Annotated in this window: 21 protein-coding genes and 1 tRNA gene; 18 read left to right on the forward strand and 4 right to left on the reverse strand. The window is 64.2% G+C overall.

Annotated elements, in window-relative coordinates:
• Positions 1-87: 87 nt before the first annotated feature.
• Positions 88-1,956, reverse strand: a complete 1,869-nt coding sequence (locus tag ACVXZ4_RS10110) for a GmrSD restriction endonuclease domain-containing protein (RefSeq protein ID WP_461794724.1) — start codon at positions 1,954-1,956, stop codon at positions 88-90.
• An 893-nt stretch (positions 1,957-2,849) separates the two neighbouring features.
• Between ACVXZ4_RS10110 and ACVXZ4_RS10115 the strand changes: the two genes are divergently transcribed.
• Positions 2,850-3,686 carry a site-specific integrase gene (locus tag ACVXZ4_RS10115; protein ID WP_461794725.1) on the forward strand — a complete coding sequence of 279 codons (837 nt, stop codon included), beginning with the start codon at positions 2,850-2,852 and terminating at the stop codon, positions 3,684-3,686.
• Between the two features lie 620 nt (positions 3,687-4,306).
• Here the strand turns inward: ACVXZ4_RS10115 and ACVXZ4_RS10120 are convergent.
• Entirely contained in the window at positions 4,307-4,675 is a 369-nt protein-coding gene (locus tag ACVXZ4_RS10120) for a hypothetical protein (protein ID WP_461794726.1), read from the reverse strand.
• Positions 4,676-4,817: 142 nt separating this feature from the next.
• On the opposite strand from ACVXZ4_RS10120, the gene ACVXZ4_RS10125 reads away from it, so the two are divergent.
• Together ACVXZ4_RS10125 and ACVXZ4_RS10130 are read left to right on the forward strand one after the other, a co-directional pair.
• Complete coding sequence (locus tag ACVXZ4_RS10125; protein WP_461794727.1) at positions 4,818-5,909, forward strand: hypothetical protein; 1,092 nt, start codon at positions 4,818-4,820, stop codon at positions 5,907-5,909.
• Complete coding sequence (locus ACVXZ4_RS10130; protein ID WP_461794728.1) at positions 5,909-7,744, forward strand: hypothetical protein; 1,836 nt, start codon at positions 5,909-5,911, stop codon at positions 7,742-7,744. The genes ACVXZ4_RS10125 and ACVXZ4_RS10130 overlap by 1 nt, the downstream gene beginning before the upstream one ends.
• 241 nt (positions 7,745-7,985) lie before the next feature.
• Here the strand turns inward: ACVXZ4_RS10130 and ACVXZ4_RS10135 are convergent.
• A tRNA-Leu gene (locus tag ACVXZ4_RS10135) sits at positions 7,986-8,069 on the reverse strand.
• A gap of 103 nt (positions 8,070-8,172) precedes the next feature.
• Between ACVXZ4_RS10135 and ACVXZ4_RS10140 the strand changes: the two genes are divergently transcribed.
• The 6 genes from ACVXZ4_RS10140 to mshC all read left to right on the forward strand — a co-directional run bounded on the left by ACVXZ4_RS10140 (position 8,173) and on the right by mshC (position 13,503).
• Positions 8,173-9,486: a M20/M25/M40 family metallo-hydrolase gene (locus ACVXZ4_RS10140; RefSeq protein ID WP_461794729.1), complete on the forward strand. Its 1,314-nt coding sequence runs from the start codon at positions 8,173-8,175 to the stop codon at positions 9,484-9,486.
• Positions 9,487-9,498: 12 nt separating this feature from the next.
• Complete coding sequence (locus ACVXZ4_RS10145; protein ID WP_461794730.1) at positions 9,499-10,332, forward strand: undecaprenyl-diphosphate phosphatase; 834 nt, start codon at positions 9,499-9,501, stop codon at positions 10,330-10,332.
• An 85-nt stretch (positions 10,333-10,417) separates the two neighbouring features.
• On the forward strand, positions 10,418-11,140 hold the full coding sequence (locus ACVXZ4_RS10150; protein ID WP_461794731.1) for a GAF and ANTAR domain-containing protein: 723 nt from the start codon (positions 10,418-10,420) through the stop codon (positions 11,138-11,140).
• A gap of 4 nt (positions 11,141-11,144) precedes the next feature.
• Entirely contained in the window at positions 11,145-11,858 is a 714-nt protein-coding gene (locus ACVXZ4_RS10155) for a GAF and ANTAR domain-containing protein (protein ID WP_461794732.1), read from the forward strand.
• Positions 11,859-12,003: 145 nt separating this feature from the next.
• Complete coding sequence (locus ACVXZ4_RS10160) at positions 12,004-12,216, forward strand: hypothetical protein (RefSeq protein WP_461794733.1); 213 nt, start codon at positions 12,004-12,006, stop codon at positions 12,214-12,216.
• A 42-nt stretch (positions 12,217-12,258) separates the two neighbouring features.
• A complete protein-coding gene (mshC, locus tag ACVXZ4_RS10165) occupies positions 12,259-13,503 on the forward strand; it encodes a cysteine--1-D-myo-inosityl 2-amino-2-deoxy-alpha-D-glucopyranoside ligase (protein WP_461794734.1) in 1,245 nt (414 codons plus the stop codon).
• A 304-nt stretch (positions 13,504-13,807) separates the two neighbouring features.
• On the opposite strand, the gene ACVXZ4_RS10170 is transcribed toward mshC, so the two are convergent.
• Entirely contained in the window at positions 13,808-14,740 is a 933-nt protein-coding gene (locus ACVXZ4_RS10170; protein WP_461797955.1) for a proteasome assembly chaperone family protein, read from the reverse strand.
• 152 nt (positions 14,741-14,892) lie between these two features.
• On the opposite strand from ACVXZ4_RS10170, the gene ACVXZ4_RS10175 reads away from it, so the two are divergent.
• The 9 genes from ACVXZ4_RS10175 to ACVXZ4_RS10215 all read left to right on the forward strand — a co-directional run bounded on the left by ACVXZ4_RS10175 (position 14,893) and on the right by ACVXZ4_RS10215 (position 23,677).
• Positions 14,893-15,531 carry an HAD family hydrolase gene (locus ACVXZ4_RS10175; protein WP_461797956.1) on the forward strand — a complete coding sequence of 213 codons (639 nt, stop codon included), beginning with the start codon at positions 14,893-14,895 and terminating at the stop codon, positions 15,529-15,531.
• On the forward strand, positions 15,528-16,604 hold the full coding sequence (locus ACVXZ4_RS10180) for a tRNA (adenine-N1)-methyltransferase (RefSeq protein WP_461794735.1): 1,077 nt from the start codon (positions 15,528-15,530) through the stop codon (positions 16,602-16,604). Before ACVXZ4_RS10175 ends, ACVXZ4_RS10180 begins: the two co-directional genes overlap by 4 nt.
• A gap of 40 nt (positions 16,605-16,644) precedes the next feature.
• Positions 16,645-17,595 carry an FKBP-type peptidyl-prolyl cis-trans isomerase gene (locus ACVXZ4_RS10185; protein WP_461794736.1) on the forward strand — a complete coding sequence of 317 codons (951 nt, stop codon included), beginning with the start codon at positions 16,645-16,647 and terminating at the stop codon, positions 17,593-17,595.
• A 74-nt stretch (positions 17,596-17,669) separates the two neighbouring features.
• Positions 17,670-18,698, forward strand: a complete 1,029-nt coding sequence (locus ACVXZ4_RS10190; protein WP_461794737.1) for a helix-turn-helix transcriptional regulator — start codon at positions 17,670-17,672, stop codon at positions 18,696-18,698.
• Positions 18,691-19,698 (forward strand): helix-turn-helix transcriptional regulator, encoded by a 1,008-nt coding sequence (locus ACVXZ4_RS10195; RefSeq protein WP_461794738.1) that lies wholly within the window; start codon positions 18,691-18,693, stop codon positions 19,696-19,698. The genes ACVXZ4_RS10190 and ACVXZ4_RS10195 overlap by 8 nt, the downstream gene beginning before the upstream one ends.
• Positions 19,698-20,045 (forward strand): hypothetical protein, encoded by a 348-nt coding sequence (locus ACVXZ4_RS10200; protein ID WP_461794739.1) that lies wholly within the window; start codon positions 19,698-19,700, stop codon positions 20,043-20,045. The genes ACVXZ4_RS10195 and ACVXZ4_RS10200 overlap by 1 nt, the downstream gene beginning before the upstream one ends.
• Before the next feature lie 69 nt (positions 20,046-20,114).
• A complete protein-coding gene (gene tatA / locus ACVXZ4_RS10205; RefSeq protein ID WP_461794740.1) occupies positions 20,115-20,369 on the forward strand; it encodes a twin-arginine translocase TatA/TatE family subunit in 255 nt (84 codons plus the stop codon).
• A 21-nt stretch (positions 20,370-20,390) separates the two neighbouring features.
• Positions 20,391-21,194: a twin-arginine translocase subunit TatC gene (gene tatC, locus ACVXZ4_RS10210; RefSeq protein ID WP_461794741.1), complete on the forward strand. Its 804-nt coding sequence runs from the start codon at positions 20,391-20,393 to the stop codon at positions 21,192-21,194.
• Complete coding sequence (locus ACVXZ4_RS10215; protein WP_461794742.1) at positions 21,191-23,677, forward strand: DEAD/DEAH box helicase; 2,487 nt, start codon at positions 21,191-21,193, stop codon at positions 23,675-23,677. Before tatC ends, ACVXZ4_RS10215 begins: the two co-directional genes overlap by 4 nt.
• Positions 23,678-23,696 lie beyond the last annotated feature (19 nt).

A 23,696-nucleotide genomic window follows, 5' to 3' on the forward strand; every position in this document is an offset into this window, starting at 1 on the left:
AGCGACTGGGTTCGGGAGGCGTTGGAGCACCTCCAGCCCGAAGACACCGTATGCGCACCGTCTCGGTGAGCTGCCCATCGGCACGGGCTATGAAAGCCCACCGTTTGTGGGCAAGCTCAGGCTCTCCTGCTTAGCCAGCTCCAAGACTTCCCCCAGCTGTGGGCGCTTGCCAGCTGTCAACTCGCCAACTACCGCAGAGACCAGACTCGCGCGAGCCTCCAAGAAGCCTGCGAAGTCAGGTCCAACCGTGGCGGCCAGATCCTGTCCACTAAGGTCCGCGGGGTAGGGTCCCGCGTTTGCGATTTCGGCGTAGGGAACCAAATGCGATTCGAGCCGACCTTGCACATCGCGAGGGTCCAGCGCATTTTGCGCCCGATCCTCTAAGTACTGGATCGGGTCAAGGCGCCCAATCGTCCGGTTGGTCTTCCAAGTGATCAACGCGCAATTTAGGGCCAAAAACGACTCGATGCCCGCGTCTCGAAGTAGAGCATCAGGAAACAGGTGGTGGTACTCCCGTTTGCCGACATTGACGGCCGAAAGTTTCGTGTCGTCCGCGAAATCGCGAGCCCCAAAGTAAGTTGAAGCAGCTAGGACCGCTCGACCAAGGCGGTCGGCCTTTTTCGACCATCCGGCTGCAAGAAGTTCGCGATGGGTGGGCAGAGGGTAGTCGTCCCGGTTGAATACCGGGACCTCTTCTACAGATCCCACGCCGTCGAGATATGCCCTCAGCGGCGCGTAGTCTGCCGCGGCTCTAGTGGCGGCGGCACCTTGATAACGCGAGGTGAAAAACGACGACCACAGGTAGCGACGAACCAGTTGATCCACCCGTGCACGCCCGTCGCCGTGCTCATCAGCGCCAGCGAGTAGGGCTGCGGCTACCGGGAGCGCGGGACCTGTAGGGACACGCTGGCTATCGAAAATTCCCTCGGCGGCCAGAAGCTCGCTTAAGCGCTGCAAGCCGCCCGCCATAGTCGGCCAGTCGGCCACGAACTTCGTATAGTCAAGCTCGAAATAACCCTTTTCGTTGGGTTGCCGACCTTGCAAGAGCGCCGAAACCCGGAGTACAGCTTCGCCGAGGTCGTCAAAATAGCGTCGCGTTTCCGGCTGTGAGGCGATAAGCCCCTCGAGCTTGTCACGGAGACGCACATCTGTCGCGTTCTCTAACTCAGCGACCACGATGTCGTATGCACGCAGGGGCTTCGCGTTGGTGTTCATATTGATGAAGACCCTCAATGCGACGTCCTTCCTAGTGCTGGCCGGGAGGCGAAGATACGGGAGGTTGTAGTGCCGAACACGCTCTCGCAGCGGTCCGATAACCTTCTTTAGGTTGTCTCGTCGACGCGAAGAGGCGCGATCGGCTCTCATGGCGTCTAGTTGGACTTCTGGACTAGCTGTCTCGTCGATAACGGGAGTCGGGTAGGCAGCACCGACCCACTCATCGATGTCTTCCACGTCCGGATCGAGGAGGCGAACAGGAATCAATCCGCGCCTTCTACACTCTTCGGGCTTGTCGGCCCAGAGCGGGAATCTTGCCCCACCCCGATGCCACCGCGGCTGCCCAACAACCGACACACTCTCGTCATCGTTGCCGGGGTCCTCGTCTATTTCTGGCACGTGAACGAAAAACGTCACGTCGGAATTGTCTTTCAAAGCGCGCCACAGCGCTGTCAGTCTCTGCTGACCATCTAGCAGGTGTTCCGTGACACTCGCGTCTGTTGTAGGCGCGGATTCGAGCGGACGCGAATGAAACTTCTCTTCGTTGCCCACGTCCAAGACGAGAGTGATGCCAAGCGGAAGGTCCTGGATGATGGTCGTGAGCATAGACGCGGTGCGGGATCGGTCCCATGCCACGCCACGCTGGAAGCTCGGAAGGCGTAGCTGGCCGCTATTGATCCGGTGAAGCCAATCATCGATTGCTCGGTTTAACGCTTCGCTGCGCGTCCGCTCTTCGGGCATTTCTAACTCCTCAATCTATACACAGCAACTGCGATGCGAAAGCGGCCGAAAGGTCCTGTCCCGATGCGCTCAATTGGACTTTAGTAGCCGCGACAATTTTTCACACTTCACACTCGACAACCATCGTTTCGACGACGGCTGGTCACAGTCCCGGAAGGACGTGAATCAGCGAATAGTCACTCGGCCATTACTCGCTTTCTTATGCCCGAAGGGGCCATCTCGCCGCAGCGCGAACATTCAAGGGCCGAACACCCCCCCCTTATTCGAGCAATACTCCGATAATCGTCCCTGAACCACATGCGGGCAATGCAGGGGACGACTGCCCCACGTTTAGTGACTGACAGCCGTCCTCCAGAACCTTACAGAGCTAGTTGACTGATCATTTCGCGCATGCCCCAGATCGTTTCCATCGCCGCTCCGCGGTATTCCGGGCGTCGGCCCGCGCTAGTCGAATCCTTGTGACCGATTCCCGGGCGCACCGCGATCCTCGCGGAGGGTCCGCCCTCGGAATCCGGGACGCAGATTCCGTCAGCGTCGGATCGCTGATAGCCAACCCAGTCTCGCGTGGTGATGCACCTAGGCATCACCGATAACGATGGTCCAAACTCCGGAAGGCCCGAGCCCACCCCTCCGCCATAGAGCTGAGCCGCTCCTGTAACGAGATCCCCGTCCCACTTGATGGCAGTGCCTGCAGCACCGCGGAAATCGCGTTCATGTCCAGCGATGCCGCGAATCAACCACACGTTCGCTCACCGATCCCGCGAGCGTCGACCGACGCTGCCTCTTTGTCCCTCGAACTGGGGTCGATCAAATTACGGGTAGGGGCCACCTCGCCGCGCACCTGATCGATGAGGAGTTGAAATCTCGACTCCCTCCTCGGAACGGATCAGGTCATGCCCACCAACACAACGCCCACAACGTCCACGGAGACATCCGCACTGTTGATCGAACAATTCGTTCGCGACGCGGTGACGAAAGTTCTCCCGACCTCGCCCTATGACGAAGCGACACTTCGAACGGTCACAGGGCGCCTGTGCCGGTGGGCGACTGACGAGGCCCTGCCAATCGATGTGTCGCTCTTTCAACCTTCGTTGATCGAGCGTCACATCATCGAGGGACTGCCCAACTACATCTGGGCATCACGGTCGAACGTGCGGTCGATCCTGCTGAGGATGTCAGAGGCTTTGCTGGGGGAGAAGGCTGCACGAATCCGCCAATTACCCATTGGACCGTCTTCGGCGAGCGAACCATTCACGGCGGACGAATCCGCAACGGTGCGCGCATGGGCCTCAGCGCAGAAACTCTCACGGCGCACGAGTGCGGCCGCGCTCGTCGGCCTCGGAGCAGGCGCCGGGATCTCCGCTGGCGAGCTAACCGCGATGAAGGTCAGCGATGTGGCCGATGATGGGTCCTCGGTGACTGTTCGTCAGGGACGGTCGCGCACGGTAATCGTAGACCGCCGTTATCGTGCCCTGGTCAAACGCGCCGTGAAGGGCCGCGGTCCTGACGAGTGGATCTTCTCACCGCACCGTCGTGTGGCCGGCAAGAACTTGGTATCGGGATTCGTGGCGCACAACCCGTGCGAGTCAGTGGCAATCAATTCCCGTCGACTGCGCGCGACATGGATCGTGGATCAGTTACGGGCAGGGGTATCCCCGATCGACCTGCGTATTGCGAGCGGTGTGGAGTCGCTCAGCGCATTGGATCGCTTCCTCCGTTACGCCGCATAGCTCGCTGCCGCGCATAGCGATTCCGGGACGGCCCGTGCTGTCGTCCCGGAAAGCGGCGCCATGTCCAATCCGGAAGACCTCGGGGCGATCGAACGAGCCTGGCTTGACACTTACACGACTCTGATCACCTTCCTCGCGAAACAGTCGCGGCTGCCGCGAGAGAACCTCACCAACACCGATTCGGACTTTCGGCAAGAACGGGTCCTGGGGTCTTGGGTCCGCTATCAACGACGACGCTTCGAGCGGGGAATTATGCCCCCGTGGCAAGCGGACCTTCTCGCCTCGTCAATCCCCGGTATGACTTGGACTCCACACCACGACTCTTGGCGCCGCTCACTCCACGAACTCATTCAATTCGTCACTGATAACGACAGAATGCCTCGCTATCGTTCCGCCTTCGCCGCCGAGAAGCGCCTCGCGGCGTGGGTCTACAAGATGCGCCACCTGCGTCGCCTTGGCTCCCTCCCCGCGCAGAGAGAAGCCGCACTTCGTCGCGCACCCTTCCGAATCTTGTAACGCCGTCGGTCGTGGCGCGCCGTGCCCGTGAAGTTGTCTTCCGAAACGGGAACGAATCGCGCATTGGAACTCCTACTCTGCTGAGGATGGGAGAGGACGTGAAGCTACGACCGTCGCAGCCGTCGCATCGCTTCGGCAACGAACTCCGGCATATCTGTCACGTGCGCATTCCAAAATGCCAGATCCGTCATGGTGAGCATGCTCACACCGGTGGTGATGCGGTAGAGCCGCTCATAGGTCACCCCCGATGGCATGTCGGTTGCGCCGCAGAAGCTTCGCAGGGTCGTGGCCTGATCAATCAGAAACTCACGAATGTGGTTAGAGATCGCGTGCTGGAGCTCGGCGGACGCACGCTGCGCGGAATCGATCGGTCCGTCGCCGAGAAGTGTGGTGGTCTTGCCGAACTTGCCGGCGACTGTCGCGAAAGAACGAGGCTCGATGACTGCTCCGCCGGGTTTTGGAGATCTGGGCACACGGCGAGTCTAAGCAAAACTCACCACAAACAGCCGCTGACTCGTCCAGATATGCCCTTATGCGGTGCATTGCACCGAATTACACCTATTCGTCAGAAATACGACTGGGCGGCCCTGCGAGTGGCCGCACACAAGTATCGATGTGACCATAACTTCCTACTTTCCGCCTTCCCCTCTCGTTCTCGACAACGCAGAGATCCTTCGCTTCGGCAATCCCGGCAATCCCGATCTCCATCGCGCCCGGGACGTGTTCGACATGAGTGAGCTGCAGCCCGAACGCGCCCGCGACGCAATGGAACAGCTGCGTATCGGACTGGGGGAGGGGCCGGCCGACAAGGTCCGCTCTTACACGCCGCAACTACCGAAGGCGAAGGTGGCGGTCATTCGTCAGTTCGTCGAAGACGCAGTGACGCTCGCGCAACCACTCACCAAGTACTCGGCCGAAACGTTGATGCGTCCCGTCATGCACTTCGTCTACTGGTGCGTCTTCGTCCTCGGGCATGAACCGACGCGGGAGATTTTCGAACCCGAGACTGTCCAGGCGTACATCGATGAGGCAATCGACGGAAAGACGGACGGTACACGTCGTAACTACCGTGCCTGGATCATCCGTGTTGCCGAAGTGGTCAACCCCGACCGTAATCCCATTCGCAGTAAGCCTCTGAATGGTCGGGGGATGGAGCCGCCCTATACCGCTGACGACATGGTGATCCTGCGTCGGTGGAGCGAGGGGCAGTCCACCCAGTACCGCCGCAATGGCGCCCAGACTCTGATTGCGCTTGGAGCAGGCGCAGGACTCAGCGCTATCGAAATTGCGCATCTACGCCGTGACTGGGTCGAGCTGCATCCTGATGGCGCCGTCGAAGTCCATGTCCATATCGACGGCGATTTCAAACGCAGTGTCATCGTCGCCAGCCCATTCGACAGCCAGCTTGCAGAGCTTGTATCGCCTCTTGACGGCAACCGCATGGTCTTCCTGACAGACCGCACCCGCACCGTCAACGACGTCGTCAGCGCTTTCACCTCGAAATTGGCTGTCCCGCCAGGGACACCTTCGGTCACTGTCCGACGGTTACGCAACACGTGGCTCGTCAACCACCTGACAAACCGCGTCGACGTATCCACTCTCATGCGAGCCGCCGGGCTCGAATCGCTGGAGTCCATCTCCCGACTCGCCTTGTTCGTTCCCGACATCAGCGATGCGGACCGCATCGCGCAGCTGCGAGGCATCTGATGGCGCGCCCCACACTGGCCAGCAAGCAAGCAAGAGCCGAAGAATGGATGCAAGAGGCATTCGGCCGCTCCATGCGCGACCACGTCCGCGCCACCGGCTACGGGCGCATCAGCACCGCAGTTGTTGACGTAGACCGGATCATGAAACTCTCCAAAGCACCCGCACTGCTTCGGGACTGGGCAGCGGAAGACCAAAAATCGCCGGCTGGCGCGAAAGCGAAAATCACAGCGACCAGCGTTTTCGCGTTGTTGATCTTGCAAAAGCTCCTCGGTCGCCCCACGCTGCTCACCGAGATTCAAACGACCCTTACCGAGCTCAGCCCCCGCCAACTGGCCGTCCTCGGAATCACACACAGCCCGGACGAAGATGAATTCCTCTATGACCGGATCTGGGCCGCCGTTCAGCGACTCATCAAAGTAGTAGACCAGTACCCAGGCCCGCGAAAATACCTTCTCACCGCCACCGACTACCGAGACGTTCTCCTCTTCCGCAAGTCCCAGAACTGCGGCGTGAAACATGACCGCATGTTCGAACTCGCCAACGCACTCATTGGCGCGACGCTACTCATGCTTCCCCCAGAAGTCCGAGCCAGATGGGATGGGAACGTCGCGGTAGACGCAACCTACATCGCACTTGGGGGCAAGAGAGGAAATCCGAATGCCGACAACCTGAGATCGAATCGGTGGTCGTGCAACTACGACGGAGGCTTCTATCGGCCCGAAGGCGCCCACGGCGCGTACGTGCACGATGACGTGACGGCGAAAGTGAAAGGCCCGGATGGGAAGACAGTGAAGGCCACTCCCAAAGGGCAACGAAAATGGGGCATCGAACTCGAAGTCGCCCGAATGGCGTCGAACGCTGCCGAGTCAGAATCATTTCCGCTGCTGACAGTCGCAGTCAGCTTCCACCGCCCAAGCGAGATCAAGCGGGAAGCAGCCCGTCTGGTCGAAGCGATCCAAACTCGCGGTGACAAGGTCAACTACTTGATCATCGACCGCGCCTACCCGAACGGACTTATCGACGAGTTCGCCCTGCCCCTCCGCATGAACAGCCGCGTGAAACTCGTTTTCGACTACAAGACCACCGAGCTCGACGTGCAAACGTTCACGGCAAAAGGCCTCGTGCAGGTCGGCGGATCTTGGTACATCGACTCGCTGCCGGCGGCTCTTCGTAGCGCTGACAAGAACTACCTCGCTGTGCGAGACGCCTATCGCAAAGCGAGGGAAAGGGCCATGCCCGCGGAGAAGAAGGCGCTGCGCGCCGAGTTCGACATGGAGTCCGAGCTCTACAGAAAGCAGCTCACGCAACGCGATAAGTACCGTCTAAAACTGAAGGGACTCATGGCCGCCAATGGCGACCGTCGATACCTGCTGCCGCTTAGCGCCCCAGGCTTCGCAAAGTGGAGGGCACAATTCGGAGCACCTGAGGGAACGACTATCACTCTCCACCTCTCCGACTTCATGGACAAGAACGCCCTTGCCGACGCCAATCGGGGAGGTTTGAAACGAGAGCAACATCTCGTTTGGGCGAGCGAACAGTGGACGAAAATCTACGGGCTACGCAACGCAGTCGAATCCGCGAACCGAAGCATCAAGCGAAGCCAATACGAAGACCTCGGCAACGCCGACAATCGCCAAGTGCGAGGCAACACCTTCACCTACTTGATCTCTGCCATCGCAACAATGAGCGAGAACCTCCGTTCAATCATTGACTTCTTCAGAGACGAAATCGCGACGAAGCCCGTCACATCAAAGAACAAGAACCATCCGTCGATCTACTTCTCATCGACGGAGGACGGACCGGGCCATCGACTAGCCCCACCCGACGCCGCCTGACCCGCTCGTCACACATCATCTGCCACCGCATGACCGAACAGCATGACCGAACAATATGGCGCGCCCGCATTCCCGCGGACGCGCCATTTTCCGTTTCTAGAGCGAAGTTCAAGAGAATAACGCGATCGCTACGTATCGATTTCGCTTGAGAAGCACCAACAAGAATGGCCCGCACGATCGTAAACCGATCGTTCGGGCCATTCTCTGATCGCAATTCGGCCAAAGCCTGAATCACTCGCTGTGCGCGAAGGGGGACTTGAACCCCCACGCCCTAACGGGCACCAGCACCTCAAGCTGGCGCGTCTACCATTTCCGCCATCCGCGCGCTCTCAGTTCTTCTTTTCAGAAGCACCGAGGTATGACACTAGCACGCGCGTGGAGTCGCTTTCGAACGCGGGCGCGGAGCCCCGAGACGATACCGTTGAGGCATGGATACTCACGGCCCCGACGAAGAGCTCGACGCGACCGCGCGCATCGCCCGCGATCTGATCCGCTTCGATACGACGAACTACGGCGGCGGCAGATCCAATGGCGAGACGGATGCCGCGGAGTACGTTTCCGCCTACCTGACGGGTCTCGGACTCAGCCCCGAGATGTTCGAGTCCGAGCCCGGGCGGGTGAGCGTGGTCGCCCGCGTCGAGGGATCCGACAGCTCGAAACCGGCCCTCGTAGTGCACGGCCACACGGACGTGGTACCCGCCCAGCCGGATAACTGGTCGGTCGATCCCTTCGGCGGCGTCATCAAAGACGGAATGCTCTGGGGCCGGGGCGCGGTCGACATGAAAAACATGGACGCGATGATGCTCACCGCCCTCGAGGACATCCTCGGGGCCGGCAAGCAGCCGTCTCGCGACCTCGTGATCGCCTTCTTCGCCGACGAAGAGGCCGGGGGAGTGCTGGGTTCGGGCTACCTCGTCAAGAATCATCCAGAGCTCTTCGCCGGAGCAACCGAAGCCATCAGCGAGGTCGGTGGCTACTCGGTGACGCTGAACGGCACTCGTGCCTACCTCCTTCAGACCGGCGAGAAAGCGCTGGTCTGGGTGAAGCTCATCGCGCGGGGCACCGCCTCGCACGGGTCGCATGTGATGCGCGACAACGCTGTCACCAAACTCGCCGAGGCCGTGGCGACTGTCGGTCGTCGCGAGTGGCCGGTGCGTCTGACCGACACCACTACCGAACTGCTCGGCGAGCTTGCCCGCATCCTCGGTGTCGATCCGCAGAAGGTGGGCCCGGATGAGATCGCCCTGGCTACAGGCACGACGAGCCGGTTCATCCAGGCCTCGTTGCGCACCACGACCAATCCCACCGCCCTCACCGCCGGCTACAAGCACAACGTGATCCCGGACACCGCCGAGGCACTCATCGACATCCGCACGCTCCCGGGCGAGGAGGACGCCGTGCTCGCCGAGCTCGCGGAGCTTGTCGGTCCCGACATCGAGATCGTGGTGCTTCACCGCGACATCGGCCTCGAAACAGCCTTCTCCGGACCGCTCGTCGAGGCGATGACTTCGGCTCTCGGCACCCATGACCCCGGCGCTCCGGTGCTGCCGTACATGCTCTCCGGTGGCACAGACAACAAAGCTCTGTCTCTGCTTGGCATCAAGGGCTACGGATTCGCGCCGCTGAAGCTACCACCTGAGCTGGACTTTCCCGCCATGTTCCATGGCGTTGACGAGCGCGTGCCGCTCGACGCGTTAGTGTTTGGCAGGCGTGTCCTCGGGGACCTGCTTCTCGACTACTGATTGGACCCGTCCGTGGGCTTGCTCAACGCCATCATCCTTGGCATCGTCCAGGGTCTCACCGAGTTCCTGCCGATCTCCTCGAACGCTCACCTCCGCCTCGTAGGTCTTTTCCTCCTGGACGGCAAGGACCCGGGCGCGGCGTATACCGCGATCATCCAGCTGGGCACCGAACTCGCCGTCGTCGTCTACTTCGGAGCAGACCTGTGGCGCATCATCTCGCACTGGTTCCAGTCTCTGTTCAAGCGGATTCCGCGCAACGATCCGGATGCGAAGCTCGGGTGGTTCATCATCCTCGGATCGGTGCCGATCGTCGTGCTCGGCCTGCTCTTCCAGAAGACCATCGAGACCACGCTCCGCTCCCTCTGGGTCATCGCGATCTCCTTCATCGTGTTCGGTATCCTGCTCGGCATCGCCGACTACGTCGGAGCAAAGAAGCGTCGCCTTCGCGACCTCACGGTGCCGCACGCCGCGATCTACGGCGGGGCCCAGGCGCTCGCACTCATCCCCGGGGTATCCCGTTCCGGCGGCACCATCACTGCGGGCCTGTTCCTCGGCTACGAGCGTGCCGCCGCCGCGCGCTATTCCTTCCTCCTCGCCATCCCCGCGGTCTTCGGCAGCGGTCTGTTCGAGCTCTACAAGACGATCAAGTCACCGGGATCCGAGGTCTTCACGGCGGGGGAGACCGCCGTGTCGACAGTGGTCGCCTTCGTCGTAGGTCTCGGAGTGATCGTCTTCTTCATGAACTACATTTCGAAGCGATCGTTCCTGCCCTTCGTCATCTACCGTCTCCTTCTCGGCGGAACCCTCGTGGTGCTTCTGGCCACGGGGGTATTGCAGGCGGCCTGAGCCGGCCCCGACTCGGTCTCCGTCGCGATCGCATCCGTACAGGGCACGACAACGATCGAGGGTGAATGCACTTGCGGGGTCGCAGATGACGTCACGTCCGGCGCTCGATGCCGCCCGCCGGGAGATCGCCTTCTCCTTCGAACGCGGCACCAGCCTCTGCACACCGTTCCTCGCGATCACGCGGGCCACCGGGGCATCCATCTCGTTCCTCGGCGCCTCCACAGCGCATTCCACCATCTGCGCGAGTGACGAGACCGCAGCACACCTCGACGAGTTGCAGTTCGACCTCGGAGAAGGACCTTGCTGGGAGGCCATGAGATCCCACCTGCCCGCGCTCCACTCTCACATCCAGGATGAAGACGAGCCGACCTGGCCCGAATTCGCCCGCGCGATCAAGGGTCGGCCGGTGGGAGCCATGTTCGCGTTTCCCCTCCTGGTCTCCTCGCTCGAGATCGGAGCCGTCGATCTTTACACCGCCGCCGCCGGAGCGATGAGCACCGAGGCGATAGCGGATGCCTCCAGCCTCGCGTCGCTCGCAGCCTGGCAGGTGTTGCGGCGAGTGCTCACCGACCAGGAGGACACGAGCGATGAGGGGTCGATCTACTCCCGCCGTGAGGTCCACCAGGCCACGGGGATGGTGATCGCGCAGCTCGATGTGACCGCGGAGGATGCCCTGCTGCTACTGCGCGCACACGCCTTCTCGCGCAGCCTGTCGGTTCGCGAGATCGCCGCGGAGATCGTGGAACGGCGGCTCTCATTCCGCCCGCAAAAAGACTCCGGTAACACCCCTCCCGGAGCGCTAAAGTGAGGGCATGATGGCCGAGACTCGAGAAGGCCGACTGGTGGACACCTTCGTCACCCTCGCCGACACCCTTGTGGTGGGCTACGACGTCGTCGACCTTCTCCACACCCTCGTCGAGGCCTGCGCGAACCTGCTCTCCGCCTCGGCCGCGGGCATAATGCTCGCTGACTCTTCCGGGCAGCTCGCCCTCGTCGCATCCACGAGCGAGAAGAGCCGGCTGGTCGAACTCATGCAACTGAGCTCGGGCAACGGTCCGTGCGTCGAGTCATTCACCACGGGAACTGTCTACGTGCTCCCCGATGTCGAGGCGGTGAAAGAGACCTGGCCGGAGTTCTATCTCGAGGCGACCGAGCAGGGGTTTCGCGCGGTGCACGCGGTGCCGCTGCGCCTTCGCGGTGACATCCTCGGCACCCTCAACCTCTTCCTCGACCACACCGGTTCGCTCACGCCTGACGATGCCTCTGTGGCCCAGGGACTCGCGGATGTCGCGACCATCGGCATCCTGCAGGGGCGTGCCGCCCGTGAGAGCCAGCTCACGCAACAGCAACTGCAGTCCGCCCTGAACAGCCGGGTGGTGATCGAGCAGGCGAAAGGCGTCATCGCCCAGATCCATGGCGTCGACATGGACATTGCCTTCAACACCCTTCGCCAGTTCGCGCGGAGCAATAACCTCACGCTGCGCGACGTTGCGGACGGCGTGGTGCACAAGACTCTCTCCCTCTAAGTCGATCCGGGTCTATGAATCGGCGGGAGACAGGTCTACCGTGGCACCCGTCGCCGCCGCTCATCGAAAACGCGGTCCCGGTGACTCGACCCCGGTGACCCGGCCTCCGCACCCGTGGACGACCATTCCCCGATGGAGGTGGAGCGTGCACGGGCACTTCGACGAGAGCCACGGATCGGTTCCGGCGGCCACGACCGACATCACCCGGGCCGAACCGACCGTCGCGCACCGTCCCGACGGTGGCGAAGCAGACCGCCCGACCGGGCCATCCGCCCTCCCGATCTCCCACGCGCGCCCGTTCTCTCCGCAGGATCTTATTGATGACCAGGAGTGGGCCTCGTCCGGGGAGTTCGGCTAGCTCCCGGTCCCCGCCGTGCAGTCCCTCGCTTAGGCTTGAACGGTGCAATCCTGGAACCGCCCGACCGTGCCCCTTCTGCCCGGAACGGGAGCCGTTCCCCGCATCTTCGATGCCTCGACCCAGGGTCTCGTCGAGGCTCGCCCGCACCCTTCCACGCCAACGCTGGCGAGCATCTACGTCTGCGGCATCACGCCGTATGACGCCACCCACCTCGGCCACGCCGCCACCTACCTCGCCTTCGACACCCTCATCCGGGTGTGGATCGATGCCGGCTTCGAGGTGCGATATGTGCAGAACACCACTGACATCGATGACCCTCTGCTCGAGCGGGCCACACGCGATGGCGTCGACTGGAGAGACCTCGCGGCCTCCCAGATCGAGCTGTTCCGCGGCGACATGGAGAAGCTCGGAATCATCCCCCCCGATGAGTACGTCGCTGTCACCGAGGTGATAGCCGATGTCGCGGATGCCGTGAAGATCCTCCTGCACAATGGCTCCGCTTACACAGTGCCGAGCCCTGACGCCGCCGACGACGTCTACTTCGACAGCGGTTTCGTCGTACCGGCCTGGCACCTCGGCCAGGAGAGCACGCTCGACCGACCGACGATGCTCGAACTGAGTGCGGAACGCGGGGGAGACCCCCAACGCCCCGGCAAGCGCGATCCGCTCGATCCGCTCCTCTGGCGCTCGGAGCGAGAAGGCGAGCCTGCCTGGGATTCTTCGGTGGGTCGCGGTCGACCAGGCTGGCATGTGGAGTGCTCGGTGATCGCGCTCGAACACCTCCCGACGCCGCTCACCGTCAATGGGGGAGGCCGCGACCTGATCTTCCCTCATCACGAGTTCAGTGCCGGACATGCCGCAGCCCTCACCGGCCATCCGCTCGCCGGCATCTATGCGCACGCGGGAATGGTGGCCTACGAGGGCGAGAAGATGAGCAAGTCCCTCGGCAATCTCGTGCTGGTCTCCCGCCTCGTGGAGGGTGGGGCAGATCCGCGGGCGATCCGGCTCGCCCTGCTCTCCGAGCGCTATCGCAGCGACTGGGAGTGGACGGATGCCCACCTCCGCATCGCCGACGAACGGCTGGCATCGTGGGGGGCGTGGGCGGCAGCACCGACCGGTGACGCCGACGACGACTTCCTCGCCGAACTGCGCGAACGGCTCGCCGACGACCTGGATACCGCCGGGGCGATCGCGGTGATCGATGCCCGCATCTGCGGTGGGGCCGCTGCCACGATGACGGCGATCGATGCGATCGACGCGCTGCTCGGCATCCGGCTCGCGCCCTGACCGGTTGGACGCCCTGACGGACTGATGGCCCGACTCCCTGACGGCCTGACCGGCCGGGTGATCCGCTTTCCTGGTCGTCGAGGCGCCTCCAAATCGTCGGGATCGCGCGAGCACACCTGTCGCGGTGGGAATACGCCCTCGCGGCGGGAGGCGTTTCTCCCGCCGAGAGACCTCACCACCTCCGCGAGCGGTCACAGCCCCGCCGCGAGAAGACCGGCCGCGCAACCCCCGCCGCGACGGCAGCCGTACCAACTTCTTCCAAGAGAGCACGCTCTCGGAAGGAACGCGTGAAACCGCGGGTCAGCTACTCGCGCGGGCCGCGGTCGTCCGGCGGAAGGCCGGGTCCACCGGGGCCGGCGGTGCCGCGGCCGTCCGCCTTGCCATCCCGGCGACGGAGGTACTTCTCGAACTCCTGGGCGATGGCCTCGCCGCTCGCTTCGGGGGAGTCCACGGTGTCCCTGGCCTGCTCCAACTGGGCGATGTAGGTCGCCATCTCGTCGTCCTCGCTCGCGAGCACGTCGATCCCGCTCTCCCAGGCAGCGGATTCGTCCACGAGTTCTCCCCGCGGGATCACCACGTCGATCAGTTCTTCGAGCTTGTCGATGATCGCGAGGGTCGCCTTGGGTGATGGCGCGTTGTGCACGTAGTGCGGCACGGACGCCCAGATCGAGACCGTCGGGATGCCGGCCTTCTCGGCCGCTTCTCCCAGCACCGACAGGATGCCCACCGGGCCCTCGTAGGAGCTCTTCTCCACCGAGAGCTCACGGCGCAGCTGCTCGTTCTCACTGCTCACGAACACCGAGATCGGGCGGGTGTGCGGCACGTCGGCGAGCATCGCACCGAGGAAGACGACGCCGGTGATGCTGTTCTCGGTGATCGTCGCCATGACCTCGGCGGTGAAGCTCTTCCAGTTGCGGGAGGGTTCCGTGCCGAGCAGCAGGTAGATGTTGGAGGCGTTCTCCCCGATTGTGACATCGGCAGACTCCGGCGACCGCTGGGCGAGCACTCCGGTCGGGCCGTAAGTGACCACGGTCGGCCACACCAGCAGGCGGATGCCGTCGTCGTCCTGGGTGACGGTCGGGCGATTGAACTGGTAGTCGAAGTACCGCTCCGCGTCGATCTCGGCGATCGGGTACAGGTCGAGCAGGTCTTTGAGCGTCGAGACTGCTCCGCTCGCGGCCTCCCCGGCGTCGTTCCAGCCTTCGAACGCGACGACAAGCAGTCGCCCATTCAACATTCCCGCGTTTGACACTCGTTACCCTCTGGTGTCGCGTTTCGGTGGACGGCCGGCTGTGGCCTACGCGACTTCCTTTCGTCAAGGATAGAACCCCCGTCCCTCTAAACTTGAGTCCCGTGACCGATCTCCTCCCCGCCGCCGTCCTCTGGGACATGGATGGCACACTCGTCGACACCGAGCCGTACTGGCTCACCGCCGAGGCGGAACTCGTCGAATCCTTCGGCGGCAACTGGACTCAGGAAGACGGGCTCACCCTCGTCGGCTCGGGGCTCTGGCGCACCGCCAGCGTGCTCCAGCACCGGGGGGTCGACCTCACAGAGGACGAGATCGTGCAGCGCCTCACCGACCGGGTGATGGAGCAGATCGAAAGCGGGGTCCCCTGGCGTCCGGGCGCGCTCGAGTTGCTCTCCGACCTGCGGAACGCGGGCATCCCGACCGCCCTGGTCACCATGTCGATTCGCCGGATGGCCGACCACGTCTCCTCCTTCCTGCCTTTCGCCGGATTCGACCAGATAGTCGCCGGCGACTCCGTCACCCACAGCAAGCCCCATCCCGAGCCCTACCTCCGAGGTGCGGAGCTGCTCGGGGTGGACGCCATCGACTGTGTGGCGATCGAGGACTCCACCACCGGACTCGCATCGGCCCTCGCAGCCGGCACCGTCGCCATCGGCGTGCCGCTCCACTCACCCCTCGAACACGGTCGTGGCTACACGATCTGGCCCACCCTCGCCGGGCGGAACGTCACCGACATCTCCGAACTTCTCCATTCCCACCGAACGGACGCCGCATGACCGCCGTTCGCCGCCAAAGCGGCCCATTCCGCGCGGGAGACCGCGTGCAGCTCACCGGGCCGAAGGGCCGCCTCAACACGATCACCCTCGAGGCCGGCAAGGTCTTCCACACCCACCGCGGAATGGTCGACCACGACGCGCTGATCGGGCTGCCGGATGCCTCGGTCGTCACCGCGACCAACGGCGACGAGTACCTCGCGCTGCGGCCGCTTCTCGGCGATTTCGTCATGTCGATGCCCCGGGGTGCGGCCATCATCTATCCGAAGGATGCCGCTCAGATCTTGAGTCTCGGCGACGTCTTCCCGGGGGCGACAGTCGTCGAAGCCGGGGTCGGATCGGGTGCCCTCAGCCTCTGGCTGCTGCGTGCGATCGGGCCGACCGGCACGCTCACCTCGTTCGAACGTCGTGAGGAATTCGCCGACGTGGCTCGCGGCAATGTCGTCTCCTTCCTCGGCGCCGAACCGGAGAACTGGACCGTCGCCGTCGGCGACCTCGTCGAGTCCCTCCCCGGCGCTGTCGAGAACGGGTCCGTCGACCGCGTCGTACTCGATATGCTCGCGCCCTGGGAGTGCCTGGGTGTCGTTGCCGACGCACTCGCGCCCGGTGGGCTGCTGCTCTGCTACATCGCCACGGTCACCCAGCTCTCCCGGGTCGCCGAAGCCGTGCGCGGCACGGGACTGTTCACCGATCCGGACTCCTCCGAGACCATCGTGCGCGGCTGGCACGTCGAGGGCCTCGCGGTGCGTCCCGATCATCGGATGGTCGCCCACACCGGATTCCTGCTCACTGCCCGCAGGCTTGCACCGGACACCGTCCTGCCGCAGCTCAAGCGTCGGCTGTCGAAGTCCGACTACACCGACGAGGACGTCGAGGCCTGGACCCCGGGTGCGCTCGGCGAGCGTTCGGTCACCGACAAGCGGCTGCGCAAGACCGCCCGCGCCGCTCAGACGACGGCGGGTCACGCCAGGGCAGCTGCAACAGCACCGCCGGAAACAGCGCCGGTCGAGACAGCGCCGGTCGAAACAGCGCCGAGAAGCCCTGGGGCGGACGAGCCGTCCGTCGACTCACTCTAGAATTGTCATCGTTCCACGAGCTCGATCGAAATGAGGATTCGTGCGTAAGTCCACAGCGCTGATTGCTGCCATCGCCCTTCTCGGCGGCCTGACGGCGTGCTCCGGCACGGCATCGAGCGTCGCCGGGTGCGATCCGGCCATCACGCCGGGAACCGCCTCGGCCGTCGTCACGGCACCGGGCAAACTGGGGTCGGCTCCGAAGGTGGACTTCCCCACCCCGCTCTACACGAAGACCAGCGAGGCCTCAACTCTGATCGCGGGCAAGGGCGCACCGATCACGGCCGGCCAGCCGGTGATCCTCGATGTGACGATCCTGAACGGTGCGGATGCCGCGCCCCTGCAGAAGACTAGTTACGCCGCCACCGGCGGGAGCATCATCACGGCGGGAAAGTCCAGCTTCCCGGCCATCAGCGAGGGCCTCGAGTGCGCGCAGGTGGGATCCCGCATCGCGATCGTCGGCTCGGCGAAGGACAGTCATAACGGCGCCGCCGACTCCGCCAACAACATCGGCAAGGACGACTCATTCGTCTATGTCGTCGATGTGAAGGGTGCCTACCTGCCCAAGGCGAACGGTGCCGACCAGATCCCAGTCAATGGCATGCCCGCGGTCGTCCTCACCGCCGACGGCACCCCGGGCATCAGCGTTCCCGACCGCACCCCGCCGAAGAGCTCCACCGTCAACGTGCTGAAGCAGGGCTCGGGCGCGAAGGTGAAGAGCGATCAGTTCCTGGTGGTCAAGTACACCGGCATCGGCTGGAATTCCAAGACCGTCTTCGATTCCACCTGGACCGATCACCAGGCATCGGTTCTCCAGGTCGGCTCGGCCACCGTCTCGACCGGCCTGAGCAAGGCATTGATCGGCCAGCGGGTCGGTTCGCAGATTCTCGCGGTGCTACCACCCAAGGCCGCCGCAGTCGCAGACGGCTCCGGCAAGGCTCCTGCCGACGACGCGGCCGTCTACGTCGTGGACATCCTCGGCATCGCCGGGTAAGTTACCACCCGACCGGTGCGCCGGTCCCATCCGGACACAGGCCGAGTGTCTTCCGAGTTCATTCCAGACCAGGATTGCCCGTGCCAGCTGCAAGCGTCTCCAGAATCCCCGTTGAGGAGCGGCTGTTCAGTCTTGTCCTCGCTCTCCTCGCGACCGAGACCGGCCTCACCAAGAACGAAGTGCTCTCCACCGTGCAGGGCTACCGCCAGCGCTACCGCGCAGGGGGTGACAACGCCAACCTCGAGCGCCAGTTCGAACGTGACAAAGACGACATCCGCGACCTCGGTGTCCCGCTGGAGACCGTGGACTCACCGGGCCAGGCCGGCAACAACCAGAACCTGCGTTACCGCATCCCCCGGGGAAGCTACGAGCTGCCGGGCGACATCACTTTCTCAGCGGAGGAGACGACGCTGCTCAACCTCGCCGCGATGGTCTGGCGTGAGGGTTCACTCTCGGGCGAATCACGCCGCGCGGTCATCAAGCTGAAGGGACTCGGCCTCGTCTCGGACGAGCCGGTACTGGGCTACGCGCCGCGCATCAGGGTGCGGGATGCCGCATTCGAGCCCCTGCGTGCGGCCCTCGAACGCAATGCCATCGTGCGCTTCGCCTACCTGAAGCCCGGCGAGGCCGAGGCCCGGGTCCGAGAGCTCGCCCCCCTCGCGCTCGTGCAGCACCAGGGCCGCTGGCATCTTCACGCTCTCGAACCGGGCACCGACATCACCAAGACATTCCTGCTTCGGCGCATCGTGAGCCAGGTGACCACGACCGGCACGACCTTCCCCGCCCCGAGTGGTGACCAGACGGCGCGGGCTCTCGACGAACTCGACGAGGTCTGGGAATCGCACACCGCGGATGTCGAGGTCGTGTCCGGCTCGGACGCCGCGACCCGGCTGTTGAAACGACGCGGCACCACCCGCCTGCCCTCCGGGGCACTCCGCCTGCACTACTCTGACGCCAACATCTTCGCCGACGAGCTGGCCGGCTACGGGCCGGAAGCCCTCGTGCTCTCTCCGCCGGTGCTGCGGGAAGCGGTACACACCCGACTGCTTCGGACCGTCGCCGAGCACTCCGACATGGCAGAGGGGGGAACCCAGAATGGCTGAGCGGCAGTCCGCGTTGCAGGCGCAGGACAAACTCGCGTTCCTGCTCTCTCTCGTACCCTTCCTCATGGAGCACGAGCGCATCAGCGTGCAGGATGCCGCGCACCACTTCGGCGTCAAAGCGCAGCAGGTGCGTGAGGCGGTGCAGCTGATCGCGGTCTCCGGAATCCCGGGGGAGACCGGGCAGTACCAGCACGGCGACCTCTTCGACCTCGCCTGGGACGACTTCGAAGAGAACGACCAGATCGTGCTCACCAACCTCGTCGCCATCGATGATTCCCCACGGTTTTCCGGCAGGGAGGCGGCGGCGCTCATCGCGGGGCTGCAGTACCTCTCGGCCCTTCCCGAGAATGCGGACCGCACCGCCATCGCCACCCTCATGGCCAAGCTCGCCCGCGGGGCATCCGGTCTTCCCAGCCAGTTCGCGGTCGAGGGGTCGGAATCCGACGAGACCCTCGCCCTCATCCGTGATTCCGTCGCGTCGGGGGTGCAGGTCGAGTTCGACTACATCAACTCCCGTGGCGAGAGGGAACGCCGGCGGGTCGATCCGCTTCGCATCGAATCGATGGATGCGGACTGGTACCTGCGGGGCTGGTGCCACCTTCGCGAGGCGGTGCGCACCTTCCGCATCGACCGCATCGGCAACCCCACCGTCACCTCCGAGCCGATCACGACCCACGCTTCCGACGTGCACCTGCCCGATACCCTGTTCGAGGGATCGGCGGACGACCTGGTGGTGACGATCGATGTCGCGCCGTCGGCCGCACCGCTCCTTGCCGACTATCTCACCGACGGCACGGGTGCCACAGTGGTGGACGGCCGCAACCGCACCGCGTTGAGAGTCTCGCACTATCACGGGCTCAAGCGGCTGGTCGGGGGGCTCCCCGGCATGGTCACCGTCGTCGAACCGATCGAGGCACGACGCGCCGTCGCAGACTGGGCGGCGGCCGGGGCCGCCCGCTACGAGAATGAGACCGACCCGGGGACGGGGGCAACACCGTGATGCCCTGGTGGTCGTGGCTCATCATCTGGACCTGCCTCGTGCTCGCCCTGCTGGCCGTGCTCGTCGTCTCGGCGTGGCGACTGTTCCGGAAAGCGGTGTCCGTCTTCGACGAACTCGGCGCTCTCGCCGAGAAGTCCGAGCTGTTGGATGCGGCGGTGACGGAGTTCGACGAGCAGCGGGCCGAGCTCGCCATCCTGCAGAAACTCTCCGATGTCCAGGCACGGCGTCGGCGGGTTCGTGAGGCCGCGACGGCCCGGCGTGAGGCACGACACGACACGCGACTCGCGCGCGGGCGAGCCCTCACCAGGTTTGACGCGAATTCTCGTCGGTGGTTCCAAGCCGAATGACAGCCCCGCAGCCCGGATAGGCGGTAAACTCATCCAACTCGGATATTTCGACTCCAAAGGATTTCGCCCATGTTAAGTGGATTCACCGGCTGGCACGCCCTGGTATTGCTGGTCATCGTCGTGCTGTTGTTCGGCGCCACCAAGCTTCCCGGGCTCGCCAAGAGCGTCGGACAGTCGATGAAGATCTTCAAGAACGAGGTCAAGTCGGAGGACACCAAGACGCAGGGCACGGCAACGCCGCCGGCCGATGGCGTTCACCTCAACGAGACTTCCGCCGACGTGCGCGCGCAGACGGATTCGACGAACCCCTCCGCCAAGCCGTAGCAGGCGCTCGTTACCGAAACCATGCCTTCCCGCAAGAAGCGGGGCGCGGGCAGTGAAGGCCGGATGTCCCTCGGCCAGCACCTTGTCGAGCTCCGCAAGCGCCTGTTCATCTCGGCCATCGCGATCGTCGTGTTCTCCATCGGCGGGTTCGTCGTCGCCGACTGGGTACTCAAGGCGATCCGTCAGCCCATCGAGCTGATCGCGAAGACCCACGGCAACACGACCCTCAACTACTCGACCATCGGCGCGGCTTTCGACGTCCACATCCAGATCGCGGTCACCGTCGGCGTCATCGCATCGAGTCCCGTCTGGCTGTACCAGGTCTTCGCGTTCATCGTGCCCGGGCTCACCAAGAAGGAGAAGCGCTACACCTTCGGCTTCTTCTTCTCCGCAGTGCCACTCTTCTTCGCCGGCTGTGCCGCCGGCTGGTGGGTGTTCCCGCACATCGTCGACGTGCTGAACTCCTTCGTGCCCAGCCAGGATGCCGCCATCACCGAGGCGAAGGACTATCTCGGCTTCGTCACCAAGCTCATCCTCGCCGTCGGGATCGCCTTCGTGCTTCCGGTGTTCCTCGTGCTCCTCAACTTCCTCGGCATCGTATCCGGGGTCAGCATCTTCCGCAGCTGGCGCTGGGCGATCCTGGCGATCTTCGTCTTCTGTGCGCTCGCGACCCCGTCGGCCGATGTCGCCTCGATGTTCCTGCTGTCGGGGCCGATGATCCTGCTCTACCTGATCGCCGCGACGATCGCGTGGTGGCGTGACCGCATCCTCGCCAAGCGCGCGGACAGCCTGGCCGACGACCTCGGCGGCGCGGCCGCCGCATGACCCGCGGCTCGCGTGCCGATGATCGCTCCACTGGCGACCTGAGCCCGGCCGAACGTTTCGCCGCGTCCCGTGCCCGGCAGGGAACCCCACGGGTCGAGATGTTCCGAGGCAACCAGTCGTTCGACCTCGATCCGTTCCAGCTCGCGTCCTGTGTAGCACTCGAACGCGGAGACAGCGTGCTCGTCGCAGCCCCGACCGGCGCCGGCAAGACCATCGTCGCGGAATTCGCCGTCTTCCTTGCCATGCAGCAGCCGCGCGCCAAGGTGTTCTACACGGCGCCCATGAAGGCGCTCTCGAACCAGAAGTTCCAGGAATTCGTCGCCGAGTATGGCGCCGACCAGGTGGGTCTGCTCACCGGCGATACCAACATCAACTCCGGCGCCCGCATCGTGGTGATGACCACGGAGGTGCTGCGCAATATGCTCTACGCCGACTCCGACCTGCTGAAGGATCTCTCCTTCGTCGTGATGGATGAGGTTCACTACCTCGCCGACCGGTTCCGCGGGGCAGTCTGGGAGGAGGTCATCATCCACCTCCCGCAGACCGTGCGACTGGTGTCGCTCAGCGCCACCGTCTCTAATGCCGAGGAGTTCGGGGACTGGCTGCAGGCGGTGCGGGGTGAGACCGCGGTCATCGTGTCGGAAGAACGACCCGTGCCGCTCGATCAGCACGTGATCATGCGCACCAAACTCATCGACCTCTTCGCGACCACCAAGGCCGGGCCGGGGGACCCTCCCGGCACGCCGACCCACCGGGTGAACCCCGAGCTCGTGCAGATGGCCCGGTACGGCGGACGCACCATCAGCTCGCGCCAGATGCAGGATGTCGGTCGGCGACACTCTCGCGGCGGACGCCCCGACGATCTCAAGATGGATCGCGCCGCGGTCGTGAAGATGCTCGGGGAGCGCAACCTGCTGCCCGCCATCTTCTTCATCTTCAGCCGGGTGGGCTGCGACCAGGCCGTGAAGCAGGTACTGCGGGCCGGCGTGCGCCTCACCACCCAGCTCGAGCGCGAGGAGATCGCCGACATCGTCGAAGAACGCTGCCGCACCATCCTCGACGAAGACCTCGCCGTTCTGGGCTACTACGAATGGCTGGACGGCCTCCAGCGCGGCGTCGCCGCCCATCATGCCGGTATGCTCCCCGCCTTCAAGGAAGTCGTCGAGGAGTTGTTCCAGAAGAAGCTCGTGAAAGCGGTCTTCGCCACCGAGACCCTCGCGCTCGGCATCAACATGCCCGCCCGCACAGTCGTGCTCGAGAAGCTCGAGAAGTTCAACGGCGAAGCCCGCGTGCCGATCACGCCGGGGGAGTACACCCAGCTCACCGGGCGCGCAGGGCGGCGAGGCATCGATGTCGAGGGCCATTCGGTGATCCAGTGGCAGGAGGGGCTCGACCCGCAGGCGGTCGCCTCGCTCGCGTCCCGCCGAACGTACCCGCTCAATTCCAGCTTCTCGCCCACCTACAACATGGCGGTGAACCTCATCGAACAGTTCAGCCGGGAACGCGCCCGCGACATCCTCGAGTCGTCGTTCGCGCAGTTCCAGGCCGACCGCGCCGTCGTGGATCTCGCGCGCAAGGTGCGCTCTCAGGAAGAGTCGCTTCGCGGGTACGAAGACGCGATGAAGTGCCATCTCGGAGACTTCCGCGAGTATTCCGGCATCCGTCGCGAGCTCACCGACCTCGAACGCAAGGGATCGATCCGAGCCGACCTGCAGAGCCGTGGCGAGCGCGACAAGCGCCAGAACCAGCTCGCGACCCTGCGCAAGCGGCTGAAGCAGCATCCCTGCCACACCTGCAACGACCGGGAGGTGCACGCGCGCTGGGCCGAGCGGTGGTGGAAGCTGAAGAAGCAGACGGATGAGCTGAGTCGCCAGATCCGCACCCGTACCGGCGCGGTCGCGAGGATCTTCGATCGCGTCACCGACGTGCTGCTCGAGCTCGGGTACCTGCTGCGGGCCGAGAACGGTGAGGTGACGGCATCCGTTCACGGGCGCACGCTTCGTCGCATCTACGGGGAGCGCGACCTGCTCGTGGCCGAGTGCCTGAGGCGCGGGGTCTGGAACGACCTCGACCCGGCCGGCCTCGCCGCCATGGCGGCTGCGCTGGTCTACGAGCCGCGGCGGGACGAGGGCCAGACCTCGGATCGTTACCTGCCGAAGGGCGCCTTCCGCCCCGCGTTCGAGAAGACGACCGACCTGTGGTCCAAGCTCGACGACATCGAGCGCGAGCACAAGCTTCCCGGGAGCAATCCGCTCTCCACCGGACTGTCGCTCGCCATGAACCGCTGGGCACAGGGTGTCTCCCTCGACTCTGTCCTGCTCGAATCGGAACTCGCGGCCGGAGACTTCGTGCGCATGACGAAGCAGACCATCGACCTGCTCGACCAGCTCTCGGTGGTGGCGGACGGGGCAGTCGGGCGCACGGCGCGGCAGGCACTCGAATCCATCCGCCGCGGGATCGTCGCCTACTCCTCGGTCGCGTGATTTCGGCCCCGGCCCTGGT

The organism is Lacisediminihabitans sp. FW035 (genome assembly GCF_054880895.1).